This is a genomic window from Mesorhizobium tianshanense, assembly GCF_007830515.1.
Taxonomy (GTDB): Bacteria; Pseudomonadota; Alphaproteobacteria; order Rhizobiales; family Rhizobiaceae; genus Mesorhizobium; species Mesorhizobium tianshanense.
Window position 1 is genome coordinate 62,335 of record NZ_VLKT01000032.1, and the last position, 21,167, is coordinate 83,501.

Genomic DNA, 21,167 nt, shown 5'->3' on the forward strand with positions numbered 1-21,167 from the left:
GCAATGACGCCAGCATGTCCCAGCTAGCCCTTCGCCGTCCCTATGGCTCGATCCTCGGTCTGCTGCTCGGCTGGCCCAAAGACAGGCTGAAGGTCGCCGGTCTCATCGCGATCAAAGGCGGAGACGACGATTAGCTTCGGTGCTTTCCGATGAAGTCTTCGATTTCGGCCTTGGTCGCCTTGGTTGCCCCAAGCGCGAACGCCGTCGAGCGTGCCGCTGCATCCGGCATAGCTGCCCATATGATGCCAATCGGCAACGCCGTGCACTTCCTTCAGGCGATCCCTTTTCCTCCACCCAACTCCCGGCGCGCCAAAAAACGCCTCTCGGCCAAGTTTGCCGACGTCGGATATAGATCGGGACAGTCTGCCCGCCGCGGGTTGCCCTGTTTCGCGGATTTTCGACCTGGTGCGGCACCGCTGATCGAATGAGCCTATAGCGCTTCCGTTCCACTGCCCGATTTAGGGGGTGAGATCCAACGCATTACAGCAGCCGGGTCTTCCAGTATGCAAGCCCGCCTGGCGAAGCTGATGAACGCCTGACGGACCACGCTGACCGGCTTGTAACCGTCGTGCGCATCGTAGCACGCTTTGAGTGCAGTCTTGTGGATCAAATCTCGACGACTTTCGGGCCATTCTTCGAGAAAATCAATGGCGCCATCGACGCTGACAATTTCTCGCACAATGCAATTCCCGTCCTTCACGAAAATGGGGCTGCTGAATGTGGTGGCGTTCATCAAATCCCTCGAATTTTTTGAACGGCTCAATTTCGTGAGAAGGCCGCTTCAGCAACCATCGCAGAACGTGATGTCATGCTGATGACGGTGAGAGGACGCTCGATGCTCATCCTCAGCCTTCGCACCGTCACCGACTTCACCTGGCATGAGCCAGGTTCATCGCAAAGGATCCCGCTCCCACCATGACGCTTTTACAGAACGACGCACACTACTACAGCCGCCAGCGTGGGTGGGCAAGGCGACGGCGGCCGTGGTATTCGCCTCGTTCAGGCCCGTCCACAGGCTGGAGTAAAAGGCGCTTAAATGCGAGGCCTTCAAAAAGCTCGGGCGCTCCATGCTTATACTCCGCTATCCCCTCGACAGTCCTGGAGGCAAATCGAGCTTCGTCGCTCCAGGAAGGGTAGCAAGAACATCGCGAAGCAGCGCTGACGCGGTCCATGCACGGTGCCCCTCGTTCTCAGCTGAGTATTCGGCCGAGAGGCTCGGCCGATCTGGGGCCGAGCAATTCGACGCACTCCTTCTAAAAAGTGTTGCTTCAGCTAACGCATGCTGCGTTGCAGCCGCTGCAGCCGTCGCAGGAAGCATCTGTGTTGTGGGGTGAGCGCTTCGGGTTGGGCCAATACGCTGGGGGCGGCTCTTGCCCGTAGACCGTTGTGTAGTCCCCCAGGAAGGCGAGGTACCGGTCGATGGTACCCTGCGTAGCTACGCCATCGGGTTCGGGAATATGGTGCAGGAACCTGCCCGCCACCTCTTCGCAAAATCGAGCGTAGTCTCTAGTGAAGATGATGAACATGTGCCACAATTCATCGACTGCGCCCATCATCCCGTATGAGCGGCCATACTGTCGGGCGGTCGCGAAGAGTGCCAAGAAACGGACGAGTTCGCGTCTATGGTCCTCTGCGACGGCTTGTGAGAAGCCGTGCTGTCGCCGGTACCTCGCGAGCACAAGAGAAAGATCGAATCGTTCCGCGACTGCGGTTCGACGCAAGGCGTCTTGGATGAACCCGTCCTCTTGGGCGTATCCGTGCGGAGCGCCTGTGGCGGGTTTGTCGTCAATTGATGGCGATTGGTGGACAGCCGCGATGCTTGACACGTCACCGCTGCCTGTAACGAGTGTTGCTTCAGTCATGAACGTCTCCTTTTCGTCATCCTCTGTTCGCACTTGACCTGTTTGTGAGAACAGCTCTTGATCTGGCGACAGCACCATCGCCGGATGGGTGGCCTCTGACGTCTCTGTGGCGCCTCCGGACCCTCGTACAGATCACAAGCAAGGTCAGTACTTTGGGGGCGCTGCTTGAGCGAAGCATAGACCTAGCCTTGCGGCCTTGTATCGCTGGCGAAAGCCCCTCTTGATCCAAGTCGATCCCATTCCTGATCCGTGTGAGGCGCTCTTGCCTTCCTCCGACGCGGATCTTTCAAGGATGCCTTTATGGCGGTGGTGCCCCGGCAGCTCGATGAAGGGCCCCTTCGATTTCGCCAACAGATCGGCCGCTTCCTTCGCGCCGCTGCCGTGCAAGGCCAACATGTTGGACGGATTGACCGACAGAACACGCTGCGCCGACAGCTGACGCATATAGGCGACATCGGTCACCTTCAGCGCGGCTTTCGGATAGTAGCTCGTCCAATTGCGAGCGATGAGATGACTTTCCTCGCCAAGCGTAGACGATCTCGGTGATGGAGCCGCCGATCCAGCGATCCGTGACGGATCGGAAAAAACAGCTACGCCCTCATTGGCCTCGGCGGGCGAAGCGGCGGACAGCAGAACGCCGAGCATCGGCGCGAGCACTGAGTGGAAATGAAAAGCAATACGCATTGGACTTACCTCATGCGGCGGACGGGTTGGGGATGCGCGGCAGGTTCTCGACCAGGAACCGCCAGTCGCCGCGCTCGCGTTCGCCTTCCTGGCGCGTGCCGAAGAACTGGACGATCATCTTGCCGTCGGCGCCATAGCCTTCGAGTGACGTGACGTGGCCGTCCCTGGTCGGCTTGCGCACGGCCCAGACCTCGCGGATGTGGTGGGTCCTGAGATGCAGGTGGAAGGTCTCGTCGAGGACATTGATCCTGGACCCGATCGGCTTGACCGACTTGATCGGGCCGGAATGGATCTGGATGCAGCCACGATTGCCGACAAAGCACATGATCGGCATCTCGCCATCGGCCGCGTGTTCGAACATGGCGCCAACAGCATCATTGTGGAGCAGCCAGGCGTAATCCTGGCCGACCAGGCGCATCGCCTGGCAGCGGCTGAGGTTCAGCGTCTTCAACATGTCGAAGAACTGATGCACGTCGGTCAGCCCGCTCCACTGCTCGCGCAGGTCCTCGACCATGGCGGCTTGGTCCGGAATCGCAGCGTCATCGTCGACTCCGCTCGCCTTAACCGACACGATCGGCTCCTGGTTTGAGGATTCGAGTTCCGCCACCAGCTTCTCGTAGGCATAGAGGTTGGAGGCGGGCCTGAGATGCACCCTGTGCACCGCCTTGCCGGTGGCATCGAAGAATTGCAGGCTGCGGCGGATGTCGCCGCCATCGCGCTTCTCGACGGCGAAGCCATACGCCCACACTTTCGGGAAGATGCGCAGGTCGATGTCGTCGCCGAGCACCATGGCATGGTGGTTACCGGTGAGCACCTTGTCGTAGACGCCGATCTTCTCGTGCACGGCACTTTCATTGCAGGTCAGCGCCATCACCTCGCCCACCGCTTCGAGGCCGGTCAGCAGGTCATTGACGCGCGGCTCGATGCGCACCACGCCGAACCGCAATGCGCCGCGACCAGTTCCGCTTCCGAAATGCCCAACTGGGCGGCGAGATCGTGCTCGCGTATATTCGGCATGTCTTCCCGCGCCCGCCGGATTTCGGCCGGGGAGGGTTTCACGCGCTGGTCCATGACGTCCACCTGCCTGCCTTCTGTCTGCACACTTGCGTCACTGATCCGCCCGCTTGTTGAGGATCAGCTGCCCTGCCTGGTGATCTTCAGCCGACAGAGCGCGCCGAAATGCTCGACTCCCCCATCGCGTGCTCGCCCAGGAATAGGGTGTTGCTGGAGAGCGTGCGCATCGCCGTCGGCGTCCCCTTGAAACCGGGCGTGCTGCTTGACGGCGAAACGCAATGACACTGACCGGCAAATGCCGGTCGAATCCCATCTCAAGTCGGTCAATGGCCACCAGGGGGTGGTGAACGATTGTGGGTGTCGACGCCAATCGGCCGATGGGGCAATCGGATTCCTCGGGCGGTGCTGCTTTCCCATAGAAAGCGGATCTGACCCAGACCTGACATGTTGCTTTCCTTCCTTCGTTCCATCCGTCGCGAGAAGACGCCCACGGGACGATTATCGGCCGGCGGTTGTTGCCGCCTCGCCAAAGGGAGCCTCAAAAGTCGTGCCAATTGCGCCGAAGCAAGGTCAGAAAAATCTTGTGCATGCTATTCAATGGTTTACGTCAGAGTGGAGCAGGAACTCAGGCCGAGAAGTCCCGTGTCGCGGACTCGACAAACCCGACAGTACTTGTCGGCTGCCCGACGTCTTCCCAGCAATGGCGCACAAAGATTCATCGCAGTGTTAGAGAGATCGCGCTGTTTTGAAACGGTTTTTTCCATTGGCACGGTCCATGCGGGGTGATCCGCAAACCGTAACCGAATGAGGAGAAATCGAACCATGATTACGCTCACCGACAACGCCGTTGCGGCCGTCAAGACCGCTCTTTCCCGCGCCAGCGAGCCGGCGGAAGGCTTTCGCATCATGGTCCAGGCCGGCGGCTGCGCCGGCTTCAAATACTCAATGGGCCTGGAGAGCGTCTCGCGCGAGGGCGACGCGATCATCGAGACCGACGGGGTCAAAATGTTCGTGGACGCAGGCTCTCAACCCCATGTCGCCGGCACGACCGTCGATTTCGTCACCGGACTCGAATCCTCCGGCTTTGTCTTCGACAACCCCAACGCGCGGGGGAAGTGCGGCTGCGGCAAGTCCTTCAGTTGATCGCCCCAGATATCGAGAAGGCCATGTTGGACTATAGCGACAAGGTCAAGGAATACTCCTTCAGGCCGAAGAATGCCGGCGTTCTGGAAACGGCCAATGCAGCCTGTTCGGTCGGCGCGATCGCCTGCGGCAATGCTTAAAATGATCAGCACCGATCCCGTGACGGAAACGTTCAAAGCCGCAGCATTCCAGACCTTCGGCCGCAGCGGCGCTGCAGCAAATTTGACTGATCGAAGACGCTGGCGCGGGCATTTTGAATGTCGGCGGCGACCAAGCCTACGTCAAACCGTCGGCGTCTGCCAGGGCGCCTGCGTCACCAGCAACGGCATGAGCCGGAGGCTCAATGCGAGCGGCCTCGCTCTTCGCATCGTTCCGGCCAACTGAGGATCGCACGCATGAGGACTGTCTATCTTGACAACAACGCGACGACACGGGTCGATCCGGAGGTCGTTCAAGCGATGTTGCCGTTCTTTACGAATCAGTTCGGCAACCCTTCGTCGACGCACGGTTTTGGCGCCTCAGTTGGTGCGGCGGTGAGCAAGGGACGTCGGCAGTTGCAAGCGCTGATCGGCGCGGAATTCGACGATGAGATCACTTTCACCTCGGGCGGGACGGAAAGCGACAATGCAGCGATTCTTTCGGCGCTCGAGGAGATGCCTAACCGAACAGAGATCGTGACTTCCGCCGTCGAGCATCCGGCCGTGCTGATGCTCTGCGCGCATCTTGAGAAGACGCGCGGCGTCAAGGTGCACAGAATTCCAGTGGATCGCCATGGCCGCCTCGACCTCGACGCGTACAGGGCCACCCTCACCCCACAGGTGGCAATCGTCTCGATCATGTGGGCGAACAACGAGACCGGGACGATCTTCCCCGTGGCCCAACTTGCTGAGATGGCCAAGGAAGTTGGCGCCCTTTTTCATACCGATGCCGTGCAGGCGGTCGGCAAGCTTCCAATGGACCTGAAATCGACCGCAATCGACATGCTGTCGCTTTCCGGCCACAAGCTGCATGGCCCGAAAGGGATCGGAGCACTTTATGTAAAGCGTGGCATACGCTTCTGCTCGCTGATCAAGGGGGGGCAGCAAGAGTACGACCGGCGCGCGGGCACCGAGAACACGCCCGGTATAGTCGGGCTCGGCGTGGCGGCAGAACTCGCCTCGAAATTCATGAACGACGAGACCACACGGGTAAAGTGGCTCCGCGACCGCCTTGAGAACGGGGTTCTCCAGCGCATCCCGAACACCTTCGTCACCGGCGATCCGCTGGAGAGGTTGCCGAACACCGCAAACATCGCCTTCGAATATATCCAAGGCGATGCAATCCCAACTCTCCTCAGCCGCGTGGGCATCGCCTGTTCGGCCGGCTCCGCCTGTAGCTCCGGCTGCCTTGAGCCGAGCCATGTCTTGAGGGCGATGAAAATGCCACATGGGGTAGTCCGCTTTTCCTTCGCGCGCGACAACGGCGAAGAGGATGTCGACCGGGTGCTCGAGGTCTTGCCCGCAATCGTGGAGAGGCTGCGTGGCGTTCGCAATTCTGGGACCGGCACGCTAAGTGCCGAAGACCTTCAATCGGGTCTATGCCCCGGCGCCGGAAGAACCGATAGTCGCTCATGAACCGTCAGGTCTTTCTCAACGATACGACGTTGCGCGATGGCGAGCAGGCTCCCGGCGTCGCCTTTGCGACGGCGGAAAAGCTGGAGCTGGCCGAGTCTCTTGCCGCAGCCGGCGTCCCGGAGATCGAGATCGGCACGCCGGCCATGGGCGCCGATGAGATCGAAGCAATTCGCGCCGCGGTCGCGAGGCGTCTCCCGGTTCGGCTCACCGCCTGGTGCCGGATGACGTCGCAGGATCTCGAGGCAGCAATCGAGACCGGCGTCCCCGCCGTCAACCTGTCGCTGCCTGCATCGGACATCCAACTCGCCGCCAAGCTCGGCCTCGATCAGACGGCAGCGCTCCAGATCATCGAGCATATGGTCGGGCGCGCAGCCGCCCGCGGCTTTTTCGTTGCCGTGGGCTGCGAGGACGCCTCGCGGGCCGATCGGGATCATCTCGCGCGCGTCATCGAGACGGCCGCGCGCGCCGGCGCAAGCCGCGTCAGGCTGGCCGACACGGTCGGCGTTCTCGACCCATTTTCGACCTTCGAAATTGTCGCCCGGGTCGCGGCGCAGTCTCCGATCGACCTCGAATTTCATGGCCACAACGATCTCGGGCTCGCTACCGCCAACACGCTGGCCGCCATCCGCGCCGGTGCGCGCCATGCCTCCGTCACCGTCCTTGGGCTCGGCGAGCGCGCCGGCAATGCCGCGCTGGAAGAAGTAGCCACCGCGATGGCCGTCCTCGACGGCGCAGATACCGGCATCGACCTGACCGCATTGCCCGACCTCGCCGCCCATGTGGCGCGGGCCGCCCGCCGGCCGACAGCAGTCATCAAGCCGGTCGTCGGCGCCGATGTTTTCACCCACGAATCCGGCATTCACGTCGCAGGGCTGCTGAAGGACTCGCGTAGCTATCAGGGGCTCGATCCGGCTCTCGTGGGCCGCTGCCGGCGTATCGTCATCGGCAAGCATTCCGGCGCCACGGCAATTGCCCATGTGCTAAGCGAAAGCGGCCGCGATCTCGACCCGGATCTGGCAGCCGCTATGGTTGCCCGCGTCCGCCGCAAGGCGGCCGAGATCAAATCGACCGTCACTGCAACTCAATTGGTCGAACTCTACGATAAAATGACCACCGAGGCATGCCTCGCTGGTTCATCCCATTTCATTCCTCCAACCGCCGATTGCGCGCAGGTCAGCCCTGCGACGAACGCACCGACACCACAGTTTTCCGACCAGGGAGAATGCAATGAATTGTTCCGCTGACAGCCGCCCCATCGATGTCACCGACATCCTGGCACGACTGAAGGGCCTGTCGGCTGCGGAGGAGTTCTTCGCAGTCCTTGGCGTCTCCTATGACCCGAAGGTGCTGAATGTCTCACGGCTTCATATCATGAAGCGCGTGGGCCAATACCTTGCCGAAGAAGATTTCTCCGGTCTGCCCGACCAGGTGATCGCCGCGCGGGTGCGCGCCACGCTGGAACGCGCCTACGAGGACTTCGCGATTTCCTCGCCGCTCAAGCACCGGGTCTTCAAGGTGCTCAAAGATCACGATCCGAACAAACCAGCCACGCCGGGCCGCGCCTTCGTCCCGTTCGACTCCGTACTGAAGCGGTTCGGAAAGGAATGAGCGCGACACGGTTGCGACGCGACAATGTCGAGAAGCCGACAAATCCGAACATCACGACGGCGCCCTCAGAAGCAACCAATCGAATTTCTGGAAAAAGGAGCACGCAAAACAGTTGGCACGAATGATGCAACCAAGGAGATGAACTGCCAAGCCCGCATCCGGATAGGAGCCTGGAGAAACCGCCAATGCACATCGTAATCTGCATCAAGCAGGTGCCGGACTCGGCACAGATACGGGTCCATCCGGTGACGAACACGATCATGCGCCAGGGTGTGCCGACCATCATCAACCCTTACGACCTGTTCGCCCTCGAAGAAGCACTCAGACTGCGCGACGCCTATGGTGGCGAGGTCACCGTGCTCACTATGGGTCCGCCCATGGCAGAGGACGCGCTGCGCAAGGCGCTAGGTTACGGCGCCGACCGCGCGGTGCTCTTGACCGACCGCTATTTTGCCGGCTCCGACACGCTGGCGACTTCCTTCGCTCTTTCTCAGGCAATCGCAAAGGTTGGCGAGACGTACGGCGCGCCAGACATCGTCTTCGCCGGGAAGCAGACGATCGATGGCGACACCGCCCAGGTCGGGCCCGGCATAGCCAAGCGCCTTGATCTCTTGCAACTCACCTATGTCGCGAAGATCGCCTCTATCGATCTCGCTGCGCGCGAGATCAAGGTCGAGCGCCGCTCCGAAGGCGGCACGCAGATGCTGAAGAGCAGGCTCCCTTGCCTCATCACCATGCTGGAAGGCACAAACGAGATCCGCCGGGGCTCGATCGAGGACGCCCTGGGCGCCGCGCGCAGCGGGGTCTTGAAGTGGAGTGCGGCCGACGCCGGCATTGAGGACCTTACCAGATGCGGCCTGCGCGGCTCGCCGACGGTCGTCAAGCGCGTTTTCGCTCCTGCTGCGCGGGCGGAAAAGGCGGTGCAAATCGACACCGCAGAGAAGACGTTGCGCGATACCGCTGACGAACTCATGGCCGCAATCTTCACCCGCCAGCCGGCGCTGGAACATGAGCTCGCCTTCAACAGCGGCGCGTGAGGACCAGGAGCAGACAATGTCGACCGTGAACCGAGAAACCCCTCGCCCTGCCGCCGGCCGTGCCGGCATAAAGAAGGAACTGCCCGACCATTTCAAGGACTACCGGCACGTCTGGGTCTTCATCGAGCTCGAACGCGGCCATGTCCATTCGGTATCATTCGAGCTGCTCGGCGAAGGTCGCAAGCTGGCCGACAAGCTTGAGGTCCAGCTTGCTGGCGTCGTGCTCGGCCCGCCTGGAGAGGCCATCGGGAACGCCATTGCCGAAGCCTTCGCTTATGGCGCCGACATTGTCTACATCGTCGAGGCGCCACTGCTTGCCGACTATCGGAACGAGCCTTACACCAAGGCGATGACGGATCTGGTCGCTACCCACAAACCCGAGATCCTTCTTCTCGGTGCGACCACACTCGGCAGGGATCTTGCCGGCTCCGTGGCGACGACTTTGCAGACAGGGCTCACGGCCGACTGCACCGAACTTGACGTGGATACCGACGGTTCGCTCGCCGCGACCCGTCCGACTTTCGGCGGTTCCTTGTTATGCACGATCTATACGCTCAACTATCGGCCGCAGATGGCGACAGTGCGACCGAGGGTCATGCCCATGCCGCAGCGGGCGGATAAGCCGGTTGGGCGTGTCATCCAGCACAAGCTGTCGATAACCGAGGACGAGATCGTCACCAAAGTCCTCGGTTTCCTGCCGGATAGCCAGTCGGCAACGGCCAATCTCGCCTATGCCGACGTCGTGGTTGCGGGAGGTCTCGGTCTCGGCGCGGCGGAGAACTTGCAGCTTGTGAAGAATCTCGCGCGAGCGATCGGCGCCGAATATGGCTGTTCGCGCCCGCTGGTCCAGAAGGGCTGGGTGTCGGCTGATCGGCAGATCGGCCAAACTGGCAAGACCATCCGGCCGAAGCTTTACATAGCGGCGGGGATTTCCGGCGCGATCCAGCACCGGGTTGGCGTCGAGGGGGCCGATCTCATCGTGGCCATCAACGCCGACCCGAACGCGCCGATTTTCGATTTCGCCCACCTCGGGATCGTCACCGATGCGATCCGCTTCCTGCCCGCGCTGACGGAAGCCTTCACCCGGCGGCTGTCGCCGCACAATCGCGATAAGCTTGCGAGCTAAGGGAGATGGACATGATCGAGGAAAAATTCGACGCCATTGTCATCGGAGCCGGCATGTCCGGGAACGCAGCTGCTTACACCATGGCAAGCCACGGGCTGAAGGTGCTGCAGTTGGAGCGCGGTGAATATCCCGGCTCCAAGAATGTCCAGGGTGCCATCATGTATGCGAACATGCTGGAGAAGATCATCCCGGATTTCCGGGATGACGCACCTCTCGAGCGGCATTTGGTTGAACAGCGGCTTTGGGTGATGGACGAAACGTCCCACACCGGGATTCACTATCGGTCGGACGACTTCAATGAGGCGAAGCCCAACCGCTATACGATCATCCGTGCCCAGTTCGATAAATGGTTTTCGCGCAAGGTGCGCGAGGCCGGCGCGACGGTTCTGTGCGAGACGACCGTGACGGAACTCGTCCGTGATGCCAAGGACAGGGTGGTCGGTGTCCGCACAGACCGGGCCGGCGGAGCGATCTTCGCCGACGTGGTCGTGCTCGCAGAAGGTGTGTCCGGGCTGCTTGGCACGCGGGCCGGCCTGCGCGAGATGCCGAAGCCGCAAACCGTGGCGCTCGCTGTCAAGGAAATGCATTTCCTGCCCGAAGAGGTCATTGAGCAGCGGTTCGGCCTCAAGGGCGATGAAGGCTGCGTGATCGAGGCGGTGGGCACGACCTCCCGCGGCATGGCCGGGCTCGGCTTCCTCTACACGAACAAGGAGTCGATCTCACTGGGCATCGGCTGCCTCGTCTCCGATTTCGCCGTGATGATGGAGAGCCCTTACGTCCTGCTCGATGCCTTAAAAAACCATCCTTCGATCCGGCCCCTGATCGCTGGCTCGGAGGTGAAAGAATATGCCGCGCATCTCATTCCCGAAGGCGGCTACAAGGCGATTCCGCAGCTCTTCGGCGATGGTTGGGTCGTGGTCGGCGATGCCGCGCAACTGAACAATGCCGTTCACCGCGAGGGTTCGAACCTCGCCATGACCTCCGGCCGCATCGCGGCTGAGGCAATCGTCAAGCTCAAGAGCCGCAACGGTCCTATGACCAAACGCAACCTCGCCCTCTACAAAGCCATGCTGGACAAGTCCTTCGTGGTCAAGGACCTGAGGAAATACAAAGACATGCCGGCCTTGCTCCACACCAATTCCTGCAATTTCTTCACGACCTATCCCCGGTTGATGTCGCAAGCCGCGCAGAACTTCATGCGTGTCGACGGCACGCCGAAGATCGAGAAGGAAAAGGCGACCACGGCCGCCTTCATCAAGGCGCGCTCGCGCTGGGGGCTGGTCAGCGACGCGGTCCGCCTGGCATTCGCGTGGCGCTGAGGGGGAGACGAGATGACGATCGCAGTGACGAAGTCACGTGTCGAGGACAAGCTTTTCCAGAACCGCTACCTGGTCGATCCTGGCCGTCCGCATATCAAAGTGCGACCGCACGAGAGGCCAAGCGCGAACTTGCTCGCGCTGACCCACGTCTGCCCGGCGAAATGCTATGAGCTGAACGACAAGGGTCAAGTGGAGATCACCCCGGACGGCTGCATGGAGTGCGGCACCTGCCGGATATTGTGCGAGACCAGTGGCGAGATCGAGTGGGACTATCCACGCGGCGGCTTCGGTGTCCTCTTCAAGTTCGGATGACCGGCGCACGCATCGTTTCAAAAGCGTGAATCGTGCACGTCAGCCGCTGCTAGAATGACCTCTCACATTAGAAAGAAGCTAGTGAATAGTGTGGGTTTCGGAATTCGAATACAAACCGGCGCTTGGGAGGAGCACACCCTGGACGACAACCCCTGAGGTGTTTGCATGGCTCACGTGCTGCGAAATCGGGTCGATGAGGTAGGACCTCGGAACATCCTGCCTGAACCACGGATCAACTCCATTCACGAAGCGGATATCTCGCTCAGAGGAATCTACGAGATATCGAAGATCCTGACCGCCCCCACCCGGCTTGAGATCACGATTGCGAATGTCGTGAATACCCTCTCCTCATTTGTGCAAATGCGTCATGGAACAATCGTCGTCCTGGACGCTAAAATGGAGCCGGAGATTACTGCAACCGCCGACAGCTCCTACCCACTTCAATCAGGAATTGGCCGCGTCATACCGCAAGCCGCGATAGACCAGATCGTCGCTACGGGGGCACCGCTCGTCATACCGGATGTTAGCAAGTCCGACCTATTTCAGGCTGACCTTCAACCGTCTTCGAGCGGCGGCACCGTCCCAATTACCTTCATCGGTATCCCGGTAAAGGCTGAGCACGAGATCCTTGGGGCATTGTCGATCGACCGTGTCGGTGACGGCGTGACCAGCTCCCCCTGCGACGAGGACGTACGCTTCCTAACCATGGTCGCCGACCTCGTCGGCCGCACCATTCGTCTCCATCGCATCCTGAGTATGGATCGACAGCGGTTCATCGAGGAGCAGCGGAGACCGGAGAAATGGCCCGACGAGAAGAGTACCGACCCAGCCGGGCATCGGCATGTCAAAATCGACGGGATCATCGGAGAAAGTCCTGCACTCAAGCAGGTGCTCGAAACCGTAAAGGTCGTGGCAAGGACCAATTCCACCGTGCTTCTGCGGGGCGAAAGCGGCACCGGCAAGGAATTCTTTGCCCAGGCCATCCATAAGCTTTCACCTCGGGGCAAGAAGGCTTTCGTCAAATTGAACTGCGCCGCACTGTCTGAAAGCGTTCTGGAATCCGAGCTGTTTGGACACGAAAAGGGCGCCTTCACCGGGGCTATCTCCCAGCGCGCCGGCCGATTCGAATTGGCAAATGGCGGAACGCTGCTACTTGATGAAATCGGCGAGATTTCGCCTGCCTTTCAAGCCAAGCTGTTGCGCGTCCTGCAGGAAGGCGAACTGGAGCGAGTGGGCGGCACGAGAACGCTTCAGGTCGATGTCCGGCTCATATGCGCCACCAACAAGGATCTCGAGACGGCTGTCGTAAAGGGGGAGTTCAGGGCCGACCTATATTACCGCATCAATGTTGTGCCAATCATCCTGCCCCCGCTCAGAGAGCGAGCCGGCGATATTCCACGCCTTGCGAACGCCTTCCTCGACCGGTTCAACAAGGAGAACCATCGCGAGCTCGCCTTCGCGCCATCGGCGCTTGATCTGATCTCGCAATGCTATTTCCCTGGCAATGTCCGCGAGCTGGAAAACTGCGTGCAAAGGACGGCTACACTTGCGCGTTCAAAGACGATCACTCCATCGGATTTCGCCTGCAAGAACAGCCAGTGCCTTTCGTCGCTCCTTTGGAAAGGAGCCGACCGTTCGCATGGCGGCAATGCCATCGACGAGCTCTCCCAGCCTGACACGATGCCGGTTCGGCGCATTGGTGCCCCGGAAGGCGAGATATCGCCCCTCACGGCCGTCGATCCGAACAATCCCGCTTGCCCCGCAATCGGCCCGCATCTGACGGAACGCGACCGCCTGACCGACGCGATGGAGAAGGCCGGCTGGGTGCAGGCCAAGGCGGCTCGTATCCTCGGCCTCACGCCGCGGCAGATCGGCTACGCTCTGCGCCGGCATGGTATCGAGGTGAAGAAATTCTAGGCGTCCTGATGACGTCAAACGTCAGGCCGGAGTAGTCTTCCTCACATTCTGCGTGCCCAAGAAGCGGTTCCCTTCGCGACGCGGTTCGCTTGTGCACTGTCGGAAGCCGGACAAAATTGTGCCGGAGCTAACCGACAGAATCCGACACGGAAAGCCAATTGGTGAACTAAAACCGCCTTTTGAGCTGGCATAGCTCTTGCGCCTTGAACTGCGACGTTACCAGCAACGGAGCCGTTCGATGTCCGCACCGATAATTTCGCTTGAGGGCCTGACCAGCACGACATCCTTCGACCAGTTGCTGGCGACCGCGAAATCCGGTGGCTGCGCATCTTCAACCTGCGGCTTGTCGGGAAAGCCGGACGACATCGATCCGGCTGTCTGGGAGAAGATCAAGGATCACCCCTGCTTTTCGGAAGAAGCGCATCACTATTTCGCGCGCATGCACGTCGCGGTCGCCCCGGCTTGCAACGTCCAGTGCAACTACTGCAATCGCAAATATGACTGCGCCAACGAAAGTCGGCCTGGGGTCGTTTCGGAAAAGCTGACACCCGACCAGGCGCTACGCAAGGTGATCGCGGTCGCCAACGAGGTGCCGCAGCTTTCCGTACTCGGCATCGCCGGACCGGGCGATGCCTGTTACGACTGGAAAAAGACAAAGGCAACGTTCGAACGAGTTGCCGGGGAAATTCCCGACATCAAGCTGTGCATCTCCACCAATGGTCTGGCGCTGCCGGATCATGTCGCCGAGCTCGTCGACATGAATGTCGATCACGTGACGATCACCATCAACATGGTCGACCCTGAAGTCGGCGCAAAGATTTATCCTTGGATCTTTTACGACCATCGCCGCTACGTCGGCATCGAAGCCGCCCGGATCCTGCACGAGCGGCAGATGCTGGGCCTGGAGATGCTGACCGCGCGCGGCGTCCTCACCAAAATCAATTCGGTGATGATCCCCGGCGTGAACGACGAGCATCTGATCGAGGTGAATAGATGGGTCAAGGAGCGCGGCGCGTTCCTGCATAACGTCATGCCGCTGATTTCCGACCCGGCGCACGGTACCCACTTCGGCCTGATCGGGCAGCGCGGCCCAAATGCAATGGAGATGAAGACTCTTCAGGATCGTCTCGAAGGCGGCGCCAAATTGATGCGCCACTGCCGGCAGTGCCGGGCCGATGCGGTCGGCCTGCTCGGCGAGGATCGTGGCCAGGAATTCTCGCTCGACAGCATTCCCGGCGAGGTCACCTACGATTCCAGCAGGCGCGAAGCCTATCAAGAGGTGGTCGCGCGCGAGCGCCATGATCATGTGGCGGCTAGGAGCGAGGCGATCGGAATGGTCAAGACAGCGGGTTCCGGCAAGTCCCTTCTCGTCGCCGTGGCCACCAGGGGCGGCGGCCGCGTCAACGAACACTTCGGCCATGCGAAGGAACTCCAGGTTTATGAAGTCTCGCCGAGAGGGATCAGCTTCGTCGGGCATCGCAAGGTCGAGCAGTATTGTCTCGGCGGCCGGGGCGATAACGCCACCCTCGACGGCGTTATCGCTGCGTTGGAAGGCATAGACGTCGTATTGTGCGCCAAGATCGGAAATTGCCCCAAGGATCAGCTCGCGGAAGCTGGAATCCGAGCAACCGACGCTTATGGCCATGACTACATCGAGACCGCAATCAGCGCGCTTTACGCCGCCGAGTTTGGGATCCAGCCGCTGGCGGCGACGGCCTGAGCCGTCTCATTCCAATCGAACCAGGAGTTAAAATGGCTTTCAAGATCATCGCATCCCAATGCACCCAATGCGGCGCCTGCGAGTTCGAATGTCCCTCCGTCGCGATCAAGTTCAAGGGCGAGAGGTACGTGATCGATCCGGACAAGTGCACCGAATGCAAGGAGGCCTTCGACACGCAGCAATGCGCCTCGGTATGTCCGGTGCCGAAGACCTGCGTTCCTGCCTGAATTCGGTACCGACACGGCCGGGCCCGCCTCCGGGGGCACCTGGAACTCCACAACCTGCAGCCTCGAGAAAAGAAGGAACGGCCATGTGGCTCGGACGCGAACAGGAGGTCGAAATCCGCAAGCCTCCACGATTTATGCCGGGTGAGCGGGTCCGTGCCACACGCCACATAAAGAATGACGGCACCTATCCTGGCAGGGAGATCGGCGAAAACCTCGTGCGGAAGGGCGACGAGGGTTATGTGCGCGACATTGGCACCTTTCTCCAGCAGTTCTTCATCTATGCGGTCGAATGGGTCGATCGCGGCACGATCGTCGGCATGCGAGCGCGTGAACTTATGAGCCTCGACAAAGTCGAGGCTCCCTGCGGGGCCGAAAGCACTGCAAATCGAGGAGCAGCAAGATGAAAGTAATGATCCGCAGGACCGATGCCGGCTTGTCGGCGTATGTCCCCAAGAAGGATCTCGAAGAGCCGATCATCAAGCTCGAGAACGAAGACTTGTGGGGCGGGGTCGTAACACTCAGGAACGGCTGGCGGCTCCTCCTACCCGACCTTCCGCGGCATACGCGTCTGCCGATCACCGTCGAGGCAAGGAAGCTTTCTGACGAGGACTGATGCTGCCGGTTGATAAGGGCGTCGAGAGGAAACGAGCATGAACACGATCCTGACCCCGCGCCACCTCGTCGTCCTCCAGGACAGTTTTGCCGAAAAGCTGCTTGACCTGCTGAACGAAGCGCTCGCGGCCGATGCGGTGATCCCATATCTCGGTCCGGGTCTCCTCAGGCTCAGCTCCGCGGAAACGCCTGTACCGAACAGCCCGGAAGCCGTCGCCGCGGCGCTCAACACGCGCGCGCCAGCCCCTTCCAAGATTCGCACCAATATGTGGTCGGTCGCACAGTTCATCGAACAGCGCCGGCACCGCCGGACGCTTCAAGCGTGGATGGCGGAGATATTCGCAGCGCCGGCGGCGCCGACCGTCCTCCACGCCTGGCTCGCAAAGCTGCCGCTCTCCCTCATCATCGACAGCTGGTACGACGGCGCCATGCGAACCGCCCTCACAGAGGCCGGCCGAGCGGACGTCATCGAGATACAAGGCGTCACGCGGGCGAACGAAATCGGTAACATTTGGACCAAAACCTACGACTTGTCCGGGAACGAACTCGACCCAGGGCCAGCGGCAAAGACGATTCTCTATACGCCTCACGGCAGTGTTAGGCCGGCCGCAAATTTCCTCGTCGCGGATTCCGACTATGTCGAAGTCCTAACCGAAATCGACATCCAGACGCCGATCCCTGACGTGGTGAAGGAACGGCGCATCAACCGTGGCTTCTTGTTCGTCGGCTGCCGCTTCAACGATCAGATGCTGCGCACCTACGCCAGACAGATCATGAAGCGCTCGGAAGGATCACATTTTGCGGTAATCGATGCGGCAACGCTCACCAAAAACGAACGTCGTTTCCTTGCAGAAAGCGCAATCACGGTCATTGACATGCCGGCAGGTGTAGCCGCGGCTCGGCTCGTCGCAGCAGGCACTGCTGCAGATGGTGGCCAGGATTGAACGTGGGGGGCGCGTTTCATGGTGAGTCGTCCCGGCGAGTACAGAAAGCGCAATTCAGTCTGGAACACACCCGTGAGCAATGATGCTATTGGCAGCGCGACGAAGCCTCTGAATTCGTTCACGCATTTGGAAGCAGGTGGGGTGGCCGGGGCTTGAGCACGCTGCTGCGCATTACCCGTATGAATTTGCAGCACCCGTGGCAGGTCGCCTTCGCCATCGGCTCGACACTGGTAGCGGTAATCCTCCAGTTGCTCATTCCCAAGCTTCTCGGCGAGGCCGTCGACCAGACCCAGATAGCCATTCGGGGCGGTGCCACGGGGGCCGCGGCAGAACAAGCGCTCTGGATCTCGGCTCTCCTGCTGCTCGCGGTCAGCGCGCTGCGCGGCCTTTTCACGATGATGCAGAACTATTTTGCCGAAGCGGTCGGGCATCACATCGCATATGAACTGCGCCTCGCCTGCTACGAGAAGATCCAGCGTCTCAGCTTTTCCTTTCACGACCAGGTGCATTCAGGCGATCTGATCACCATCGGCCTGCTCGATCTCGAAGGCGTGCGGATGTATTTTTCCACCGCCCTGGTTCGCGCCCTGCTGCTCACCATGCTGATCGGGATCGGCGCCTACATGCTGATCTCCACCGACCCGGTGCTCGGTCTTCTTGCGCTTAGCTTCGTACCTTTCGTCGGCTGGCGCTCGTCCGTCACACAGCTTAGGCTGCGAGCCACCTGGCTCGATCTGCAGGAGCGGCTTTCGGTCTTAAGCCGCGTGATGGAGGAAAATCTCGGAGGCATCCGCGTCGTCCGCGCTTTTGCGGCACAGGCTTATGAGATGCTGAAGTTCGATCGCGCCTCGAAGAACGCGCTCGACCTCGCCCACGACCGCGTTGACATCTACGTGCCCAACACGTCGGCGATGACCTTGTCCTTCTTTTTCGCCATGGGATTGGTCCTCTGGATCGGTGGCAACAAAATCATCGCCGGCGAGATCAGCGTCGGGACGCTCGCCACGTTCCTGACCTTCATGACGATCCTGCAAATGCCCGTGCGCCAGATTGGCCTGATGGTCAATGCATTCGCCCGCGCTTCCACTTGCGGTTCGCGCCTTTTCGGTCTCCTCGACCAGGATATTACAATCAGGGATGCTCCCGACGCCAGACCGCTCGAGATCAGCGAAGGCACTCTGCGCTTCGACAATGTCTCCTTTGCATATCCCAGCACCGAAAACCGGGCGATTGTGAAGAACATCAACTTTGAGGCCCGTAGGGGTGAGACAATCGCGATCGTCGGTCCGCCGGGTTCGGGCAAATCGACGATGGCTCACCTGATCCCCCGCTTCTACGACGTCACCGGGGGCGCCATCACCTTTGACGGGCAGGACATTCGCAAGGTCACCCTAGCAACTCTTCGCAAGGCGGTCGCGGTCGTACAGCAGGATGCATTCCTGTTCACCACCACGATCGAGAACAACATCGCTTATGGCGATCCCTGGGCGAAGGAACAGCGGATTGAGCGCGCTAGCGAATCCGCCCAACTGCACAACTACATCCTAGGCCTACCAGCAGGCTACGAGACGGTCGTGGGCGAACGCGGCATCTCTCTCTCGGGCGGCCAGCGCCAGCGTCTCACGATTGCGCGCACCACGATGCTGCGCCCGTCGGTCGTCGTTTTCGACGACTCGACCGCCGCGATCGATGCCGCCACCGAGCAGCGCATCCGCGCGGCGATGCGGCGGTTCGCTAAGGAGCGGGTGACAATCATCATCGCCCACCGGCTGAGCTCGCTCATGCACGCCGACCAGATCCTCTTTATTGACAACGGCGAGATCGTCGAGCGCGGCACCCATGAAGAGCTTTTGGCGAAGCGAGAACGCTACAAGGCCCTTTACGATCTGCAGATACGCTCCGAGTGATGACATGATGATCGAGTATGGGGACGGGCGCTGATGGCCCAAGAGGACGCCGACGAACTCGAAACCGAACGCAATAACGTCCGTGACGACGGCAGACGCCCTCCCCGCGCGGTTGTCGGCTCGCACCGTATCGAAGAGGAGATGTTCGGCCGGGCTTTCGACCAGAACGTGATCCGGCGCATTTGGGCTTTCGCGCGTCCCTACAAGGCCAAGCTATTCATCTCGGTTTCCGCATTGCTGATCTTCACCGGCACGCAGCTTCTCATCCCATTGATCATCAGCTACGCGATCGACCACAGTATGACTCAGGGAGGCATCGATCGCTCCGCCCTACTGGCGGCGTCCGGCGCGTTGCTTCTCGCGATTTTGGTCAATTTCGGCGCCGGCTACACACAGGAAACCGTGGTGGGGAAAACGGCCGAGAATGTCCTCTTCGACATACGCCGCGCCATGTTCGCCCGTCTGCAGAGGGTTTCGCTCTCCTTCATGGACAAGACCGAGGTTGGACGCCTGATGTCCCGTCTGCAAGGCGACGTCAACTCCATGCACGAGTTCCTCGAAAACTCATTATATTCCGTAGGCGATATTGCGCTTCTCTTCGGCATCGTTTTCGTGATGCTGTGGCTCGACTTCCGCCTCGGCCTCCTGACGCTCTCGGTCCTGCCGATCCTGTTCATCGTCCGCATCTTCTGGCTGCCGCGTGCGCGCGACGCCTTCATGGCTGCGCACGAGACCAATTCGGTCGCCAACGGCGCGCTGGCCGAAGCCATTCACGGCGTGCGCACCGTTCAGTCCATGGACCGCCAGCAGGTCAATTTCATTCTCTATGACGACAAGGCCCTTGCCAATCTCAGGACTCACCTGATTGCTTCCAAATATGCACAGGTCATGGTGCCGATCGTCGACAGCCTCACCGGTCTCGCGATGGCTCTCGTCATCGTCGTCGGCGGCTCTATGGTCCTGAATGTCCGCATCGACGTCGGCGTGTTGGTCGCCTTCCTATTCTACATCCAGCGCTTCTTTGATCCTATCCGCTCGCTCACTCTGCAGTATTCGATCATGCAGCGCGCAATGGCCTCCGGAAAGCGCCTGACCGATGTGCTCGACGTCAAGATCGACGTCCAGGACAGACCGGACGCGAGGGCGCTTTCGCCCGAAATGAACGGCTCGGTCGAATTCAGGAACGTCACCTTCGGCTACAATCCCAACCATCCTGTGCTGAAAAATGTCTCCTTCCGGGCCAATCCCGGCGAGACGGTCGCCTTGGTCGGGCCGACGGGTTCTGGTAAGTCGAGCGCGATGGCCCTCGTCCACCGTTTCTATGACGTCCAGCAGGGCCAGGTGCTGGTCGGCGGACATGATGTGCGCGATCTCACCCAGGAATCGCTCGGCCGCCAAGTCGCCATGGTGCTGCAGGAGCCGTTCCTGTTCACCGGGACGGTCTTCGAGAACATTCGCTACCATAAGATGGAAGCCACGCGCGACAAGGTGATCGAGGCCGCCAAGGCGGTCGGCGCCCACGACTTCATCATGAGCCTTGCCAACGGGTATGAAGCCCAACTCGGCGAACGGGGCAGCAACCTTTCTCTCGGCCAGCGCCAGCTTATCAGTTTCGCCCGTGCTCTCGTTGCCGACGCCAAGATCCTCGTGCTCGACGAGGCCACCGCCAACATCGACAGCTACACGGAAATGCTGATTCAGAAGGCTCTGATAAAACTGCTTGAAGGCCGCACTGGCCTCGTCATCGCCCACCGCCTTGCCACGATCCGGGGTGCCGACCGCATCATCCTGCTTCAGGATGGCCAAGTCATTGGGACCGGCAACCACGACCAACTAATGGCCCTTGGGGGGCTCTATTCCAAACTTTACAATCTCAACTACGCCTCCTTTGACGACATTCCCGAAGAGGAACCCGATACGACCGTTTCAGGCGCCTCCCAGACCTGATGTCTCGCCGGACTTGTCTGAGGTACTGTCCATCGACTTTCAGGCGTGCCGTCGGACGCTGAGGCCGCCACCAACGATGAAGCAGGCAGCACAGGCGCCCACAAGGCATGGCTCAAGCGACAGCACGCCACGGCGCGAGCGCGTTGTTCCCCAACGTGCACCGAGGCCGGCTGAG

Annotated in this window: 20 protein-coding genes and 2 pseudogenes; 19 read left to right on the plus strand and 3 right to left on the minus strand. The window is 60.6% G+C overall.

Annotated elements, in window-relative coordinates; all coding sequences use genetic code 11:
- Positions 1 to 149 precede the first annotated feature (149 nt).
- Positions 150 to 428, plus strand: a complete 279-nt coding sequence (locus tag IQ26_RS39205) for a hypothetical protein (RefSeq protein ID WP_156090949.1) — start codon at positions 150 to 152, stop codon at positions 426 to 428.
- Between the two features lie 2 nt (positions 429 to 430).
- Here IQ26_RS39205 and IQ26_RS23750 read toward each other — a convergent pair whose 3' ends face one another.
- The 3 genes and pseudogenes from IQ26_RS23750 to IQ26_RS23760 all read right to left on the minus strand — a co-directional run bounded on the left by IQ26_RS23750 (position 431) and on the right by IQ26_RS23760 (position 3,617).
- Positions 431 to 733: a DUF982 domain-containing protein gene (locus IQ26_RS23750; protein ID WP_145720751.1), complete on the minus strand. Its 303-nt coding sequence runs from the start codon at positions 731 to 733 to the stop codon at positions 431 to 433.
- A gap of 1,273 nt (positions 734 to 2,006) precedes the next feature.
- Positions 2,007 to 2,546 carry a TroA family protein gene (locus IQ26_RS23755; protein ID WP_145720752.1) on the minus strand — a complete coding sequence of 180 codons (540 nt, stop codon included), beginning with the start codon at positions 2,544 to 2,546 and terminating at the stop codon, positions 2,007 to 2,009.
- A gap of 10 nt (positions 2,547 to 2,556) precedes the next feature.
- Positions 2,557 to 3,617: pseudogene (locus tag IQ26_RS23760) on the minus strand (hemin-degrading factor).
- Between the two features lie 765 nt (positions 3,618 to 4,382).
- Between IQ26_RS23760 and IQ26_RS23770 the strand changes: the two are divergent.
- From IQ26_RS23770 to IQ26_RS23850, 18 genes and pseudogenes are all read left to right on the plus strand, one after another.
- The gene (locus IQ26_RS23770) at positions 4,383 to 4,703 is read left to right on the plus strand and encodes a HesB/IscA family protein (protein WP_145720753.1); all 321 of its coding nucleotides are present in this window, start codon (positions 4,383 to 4,385) and stop codon (positions 4,701 to 4,703) included.
- Between the two features lie 23 nt (positions 4,704 to 4,726).
- Entirely contained in the window at positions 4,727 to 4,843 is a 117-nt protein-coding gene (locus IQ26_RS39975; RefSeq protein ID WP_208760202.1) for an iron-sulfur cluster assembly scaffold protein, read from the plus strand.
- A gap of 1 nt (position 4,844) precedes the next feature.
- Positions 4,845 to 5,087: a hypothetical protein gene (locus tag IQ26_RS23775; protein WP_145720754.1), complete on the plus strand. Its 243-nt coding sequence runs from the start codon at positions 4,845 to 4,847 to the stop codon at positions 5,085 to 5,087.
- A gap of 11 nt (positions 5,088 to 5,098) precedes the next feature.
- Positions 5,099 to 6,316 (plus strand): cysteine desulfurase NifS, encoded by a 1,218-nt coding sequence (gene nifS / locus IQ26_RS23780; RefSeq protein ID WP_145720755.1) that lies wholly within the window; start codon positions 5,099 to 5,101, stop codon positions 6,314 to 6,316.
- A complete protein-coding gene (gene nifV, locus IQ26_RS23785; protein ID WP_145720756.1) occupies positions 6,313 to 7,560 on the plus strand; it encodes a homocitrate synthase in 1,248 nt (415 codons plus the stop codon). Before nifS ends, nifV begins: the two co-directional genes overlap by 4 nt.
- Positions 7,544 to 7,924 carry a nitrogenase stabilizing/protective protein NifW gene (gene nifW / locus IQ26_RS23790; RefSeq protein ID WP_145720757.1) on the plus strand — a complete coding sequence of 127 codons (381 nt, stop codon included), beginning with the start codon at positions 7,544 to 7,546 and terminating at the stop codon, positions 7,922 to 7,924. The genes nifV and nifW overlap by 17 nt, the downstream gene beginning before the upstream one ends.
- Before the next feature lie 185 nt (positions 7,925 to 8,109).
- Positions 8,110 to 8,961: an electron transfer flavoprotein subunit beta/FixA family protein gene (locus IQ26_RS23795; RefSeq protein ID WP_145720758.1), complete on the plus strand. Its 852-nt coding sequence runs from the start codon at positions 8,110 to 8,112 to the stop codon at positions 8,959 to 8,961.
- A 16-nt stretch (positions 8,962 to 8,977) separates the two neighbouring features.
- Entirely contained in the window at positions 8,978 to 10,087 is a 1,110-nt protein-coding gene (locus tag IQ26_RS23800; protein WP_145720759.1) for an electron transfer flavoprotein subunit alpha/FixB family protein, read from the plus strand.
- Positions 10,088 to 10,098: 11 nt separating this feature from the next.
- Positions 10,099 to 11,406 carry an FAD-dependent oxidoreductase gene (locus IQ26_RS23805; protein ID WP_145720760.1) on the plus strand — a complete coding sequence of 436 codons (1,308 nt, stop codon included), beginning with the start codon at positions 10,099 to 10,101 and terminating at the stop codon, positions 11,404 to 11,406.
- A 12-nt stretch (positions 11,407 to 11,418) separates the two neighbouring features.
- Positions 11,419 to 11,718 (plus strand): ferredoxin family protein, encoded by a 300-nt coding sequence (locus IQ26_RS23810; protein WP_145720761.1) that lies wholly within the window; start codon positions 11,419 to 11,421, stop codon positions 11,716 to 11,718.
- 165 nt (positions 11,719 to 11,883) lie between these two features.
- Positions 11,884 to 13,635, plus strand: a complete 1,752-nt coding sequence (gene nifA, locus IQ26_RS23815; RefSeq protein WP_145720762.1) for a nif-specific transcriptional activator NifA — start codon at positions 11,884 to 11,886, stop codon at positions 13,633 to 13,635.
- Positions 13,636 to 13,873: 238 nt separating this feature from the next.
- Complete coding sequence (gene nifB, locus IQ26_RS23820; RefSeq protein WP_145720763.1) at positions 13,874 to 15,355, plus strand: nitrogenase cofactor biosynthesis protein NifB; 1,482 nt, start codon at positions 13,874 to 13,876, stop codon at positions 15,353 to 15,355.
- Between the two features lie 32 nt (positions 15,356 to 15,387).
- Positions 15,388 to 15,582 carry a 4Fe-4S binding protein gene (locus IQ26_RS23825; RefSeq protein WP_095492468.1) on the plus strand — a complete coding sequence of 65 codons (195 nt, stop codon included), beginning with the start codon at positions 15,388 to 15,390 and terminating at the stop codon, positions 15,580 to 15,582.
- Positions 15,583 to 15,665: 83 nt separating this feature from the next.
- Positions 15,666 to 15,986, plus strand: a complete 321-nt coding sequence (locus IQ26_RS23830) for a nitrogen fixation protein NifZ (protein ID WP_145720764.1) — start codon at positions 15,666 to 15,668, stop codon at positions 15,984 to 15,986.
- Positions 15,983 to 16,195, plus strand: a complete 213-nt coding sequence (nifT, locus tag IQ26_RS23835; protein WP_095492470.1) for a putative nitrogen fixation protein NifT — start codon at positions 15,983 to 15,985, stop codon at positions 16,193 to 16,195. The genes IQ26_RS23830 and nifT overlap by 4 nt, the downstream gene beginning before the upstream one ends.
- 37 nt (positions 16,196 to 16,232) lie before the next feature.
- Positions 16,233 to 17,138: an SIR2 family NAD-dependent protein deacylase gene (locus IQ26_RS23840; protein ID WP_145720765.1), complete on the plus strand. Its 906-nt coding sequence runs from the start codon at positions 16,233 to 16,235 to the stop codon at positions 17,136 to 17,138.
- 72 nt (positions 17,139 to 17,210) lie between these two features.
- Positions 17,211 to 19,079: pseudogene (locus IQ26_RS23845) on the plus strand (ABC transporter ATP-binding protein).
- Complete coding sequence (locus tag IQ26_RS23850; RefSeq protein ID WP_145720766.1) at positions 19,079 to 20,992, plus strand: ABC transporter ATP-binding protein; 1,914 nt, start codon at positions 19,079 to 19,081, stop codon at positions 20,990 to 20,992. Before IQ26_RS23845 ends, IQ26_RS23850 begins: the two are co-directional and overlap by 1 nt.
- Positions 20,993 to 21,167 lie beyond the last annotated feature (175 nt).

Excerpts from the sequence above, each read along its gene's own strand:
- IQ26_RS39205 (WP_156090949.1), top strand. The coding sequence starts at position 150 with ATGAAGTCTTCGATTTCGGCCTTGGTCGCCTTGGTTGCCCCAAGCGCG.
- IQ26_RS23750 (WP_145720751.1), bottom strand. The coding sequence starts at position 733 with ATGAACGCCACCACATTCAGCAGCCCCATTTTCGTGAAGGACGGGAAT.
- IQ26_RS23755 (WP_145720752.1), bottom strand. The coding sequence starts at position 2,546 with ATGCGTATTGCTTTTCATTTCCACTCAGTGCTCGCGCCGATGCTCGGC.
- IQ26_RS23770 (WP_145720753.1), top strand. The coding sequence starts at position 4,383 with ATGATTACGCTCACCGACAACGCCGTTGCGGCCGTCAAGACCGCTCTT.
- IQ26_RS39975 (WP_208760202.1), top strand. The coding sequence starts at position 4,727 with ATGTTGGACTATAGCGACAAGGTCAAGGAATACTCCTTCAGGCCGAAG.
- IQ26_RS23775 (WP_145720754.1), top strand. The coding sequence starts at position 4,845 with ATGATCAGCACCGATCCCGTGACGGAAACGTTCAAAGCCGCAGCATTC.
- nifS (WP_145720755.1), top strand. The coding sequence starts at position 5,099 with ATGAGGACTGTCTATCTTGACAACAACGCGACGACACGGGTCGATCCG.
- nifV (WP_145720756.1), top strand. The coding sequence starts at position 6,313 with ATGAACCGTCAGGTCTTTCTCAACGATACGACGTTGCGCGATGGCGAG.
- nifW (WP_145720757.1), top strand. The coding sequence starts at position 7,544 with ATGAATTGTTCCGCTGACAGCCGCCCCATCGATGTCACCGACATCCTG.
- IQ26_RS23795 (WP_145720758.1), top strand. The coding sequence starts at position 8,110 with ATGCACATCGTAATCTGCATCAAGCAGGTGCCGGACTCGGCACAGATA.
- IQ26_RS23800 (WP_145720759.1), top strand. The coding sequence starts at position 8,978 with ATGTCGACCGTGAACCGAGAAACCCCTCGCCCTGCCGCCGGCCGTGCC.
- IQ26_RS23805 (WP_145720760.1), top strand. The coding sequence starts at position 10,099 with ATGATCGAGGAAAAATTCGACGCCATTGTCATCGGAGCCGGCATGTCC.
- IQ26_RS23810 (WP_145720761.1), top strand. The coding sequence starts at position 11,419 with ATGACGATCGCAGTGACGAAGTCACGTGTCGAGGACAAGCTTTTCCAG.
- nifA (WP_145720762.1), top strand. The coding sequence starts at position 11,884 with ATGGCTCACGTGCTGCGAAATCGGGTCGATGAGGTAGGACCTCGGAAC.
- nifB (WP_145720763.1), top strand. The coding sequence starts at position 13,874 with ATGTCCGCACCGATAATTTCGCTTGAGGGCCTGACCAGCACGACATCC.
- IQ26_RS23825 (WP_095492468.1), top strand. The coding sequence starts at position 15,388 with ATGGCTTTCAAGATCATCGCATCCCAATGCACCCAATGCGGCGCCTGC.
- IQ26_RS23830 (WP_145720764.1), top strand. The coding sequence starts at position 15,666 with ATGTGGCTCGGACGCGAACAGGAGGTCGAAATCCGCAAGCCTCCACGA.
- nifT (WP_095492470.1), top strand. The coding sequence starts at position 15,983 with ATGAAAGTAATGATCCGCAGGACCGATGCCGGCTTGTCGGCGTATGTC.
- IQ26_RS23840 (WP_145720765.1), top strand. The coding sequence starts at position 16,233 with ATGAACACGATCCTGACCCCGCGCCACCTCGTCGTCCTCCAGGACAGT.
- IQ26_RS23850 (WP_145720766.1), top strand. The coding sequence starts at position 19,079 with ATGGCCCAAGAGGACGCCGACGAACTCGAAACCGAACGCAATAACGTC.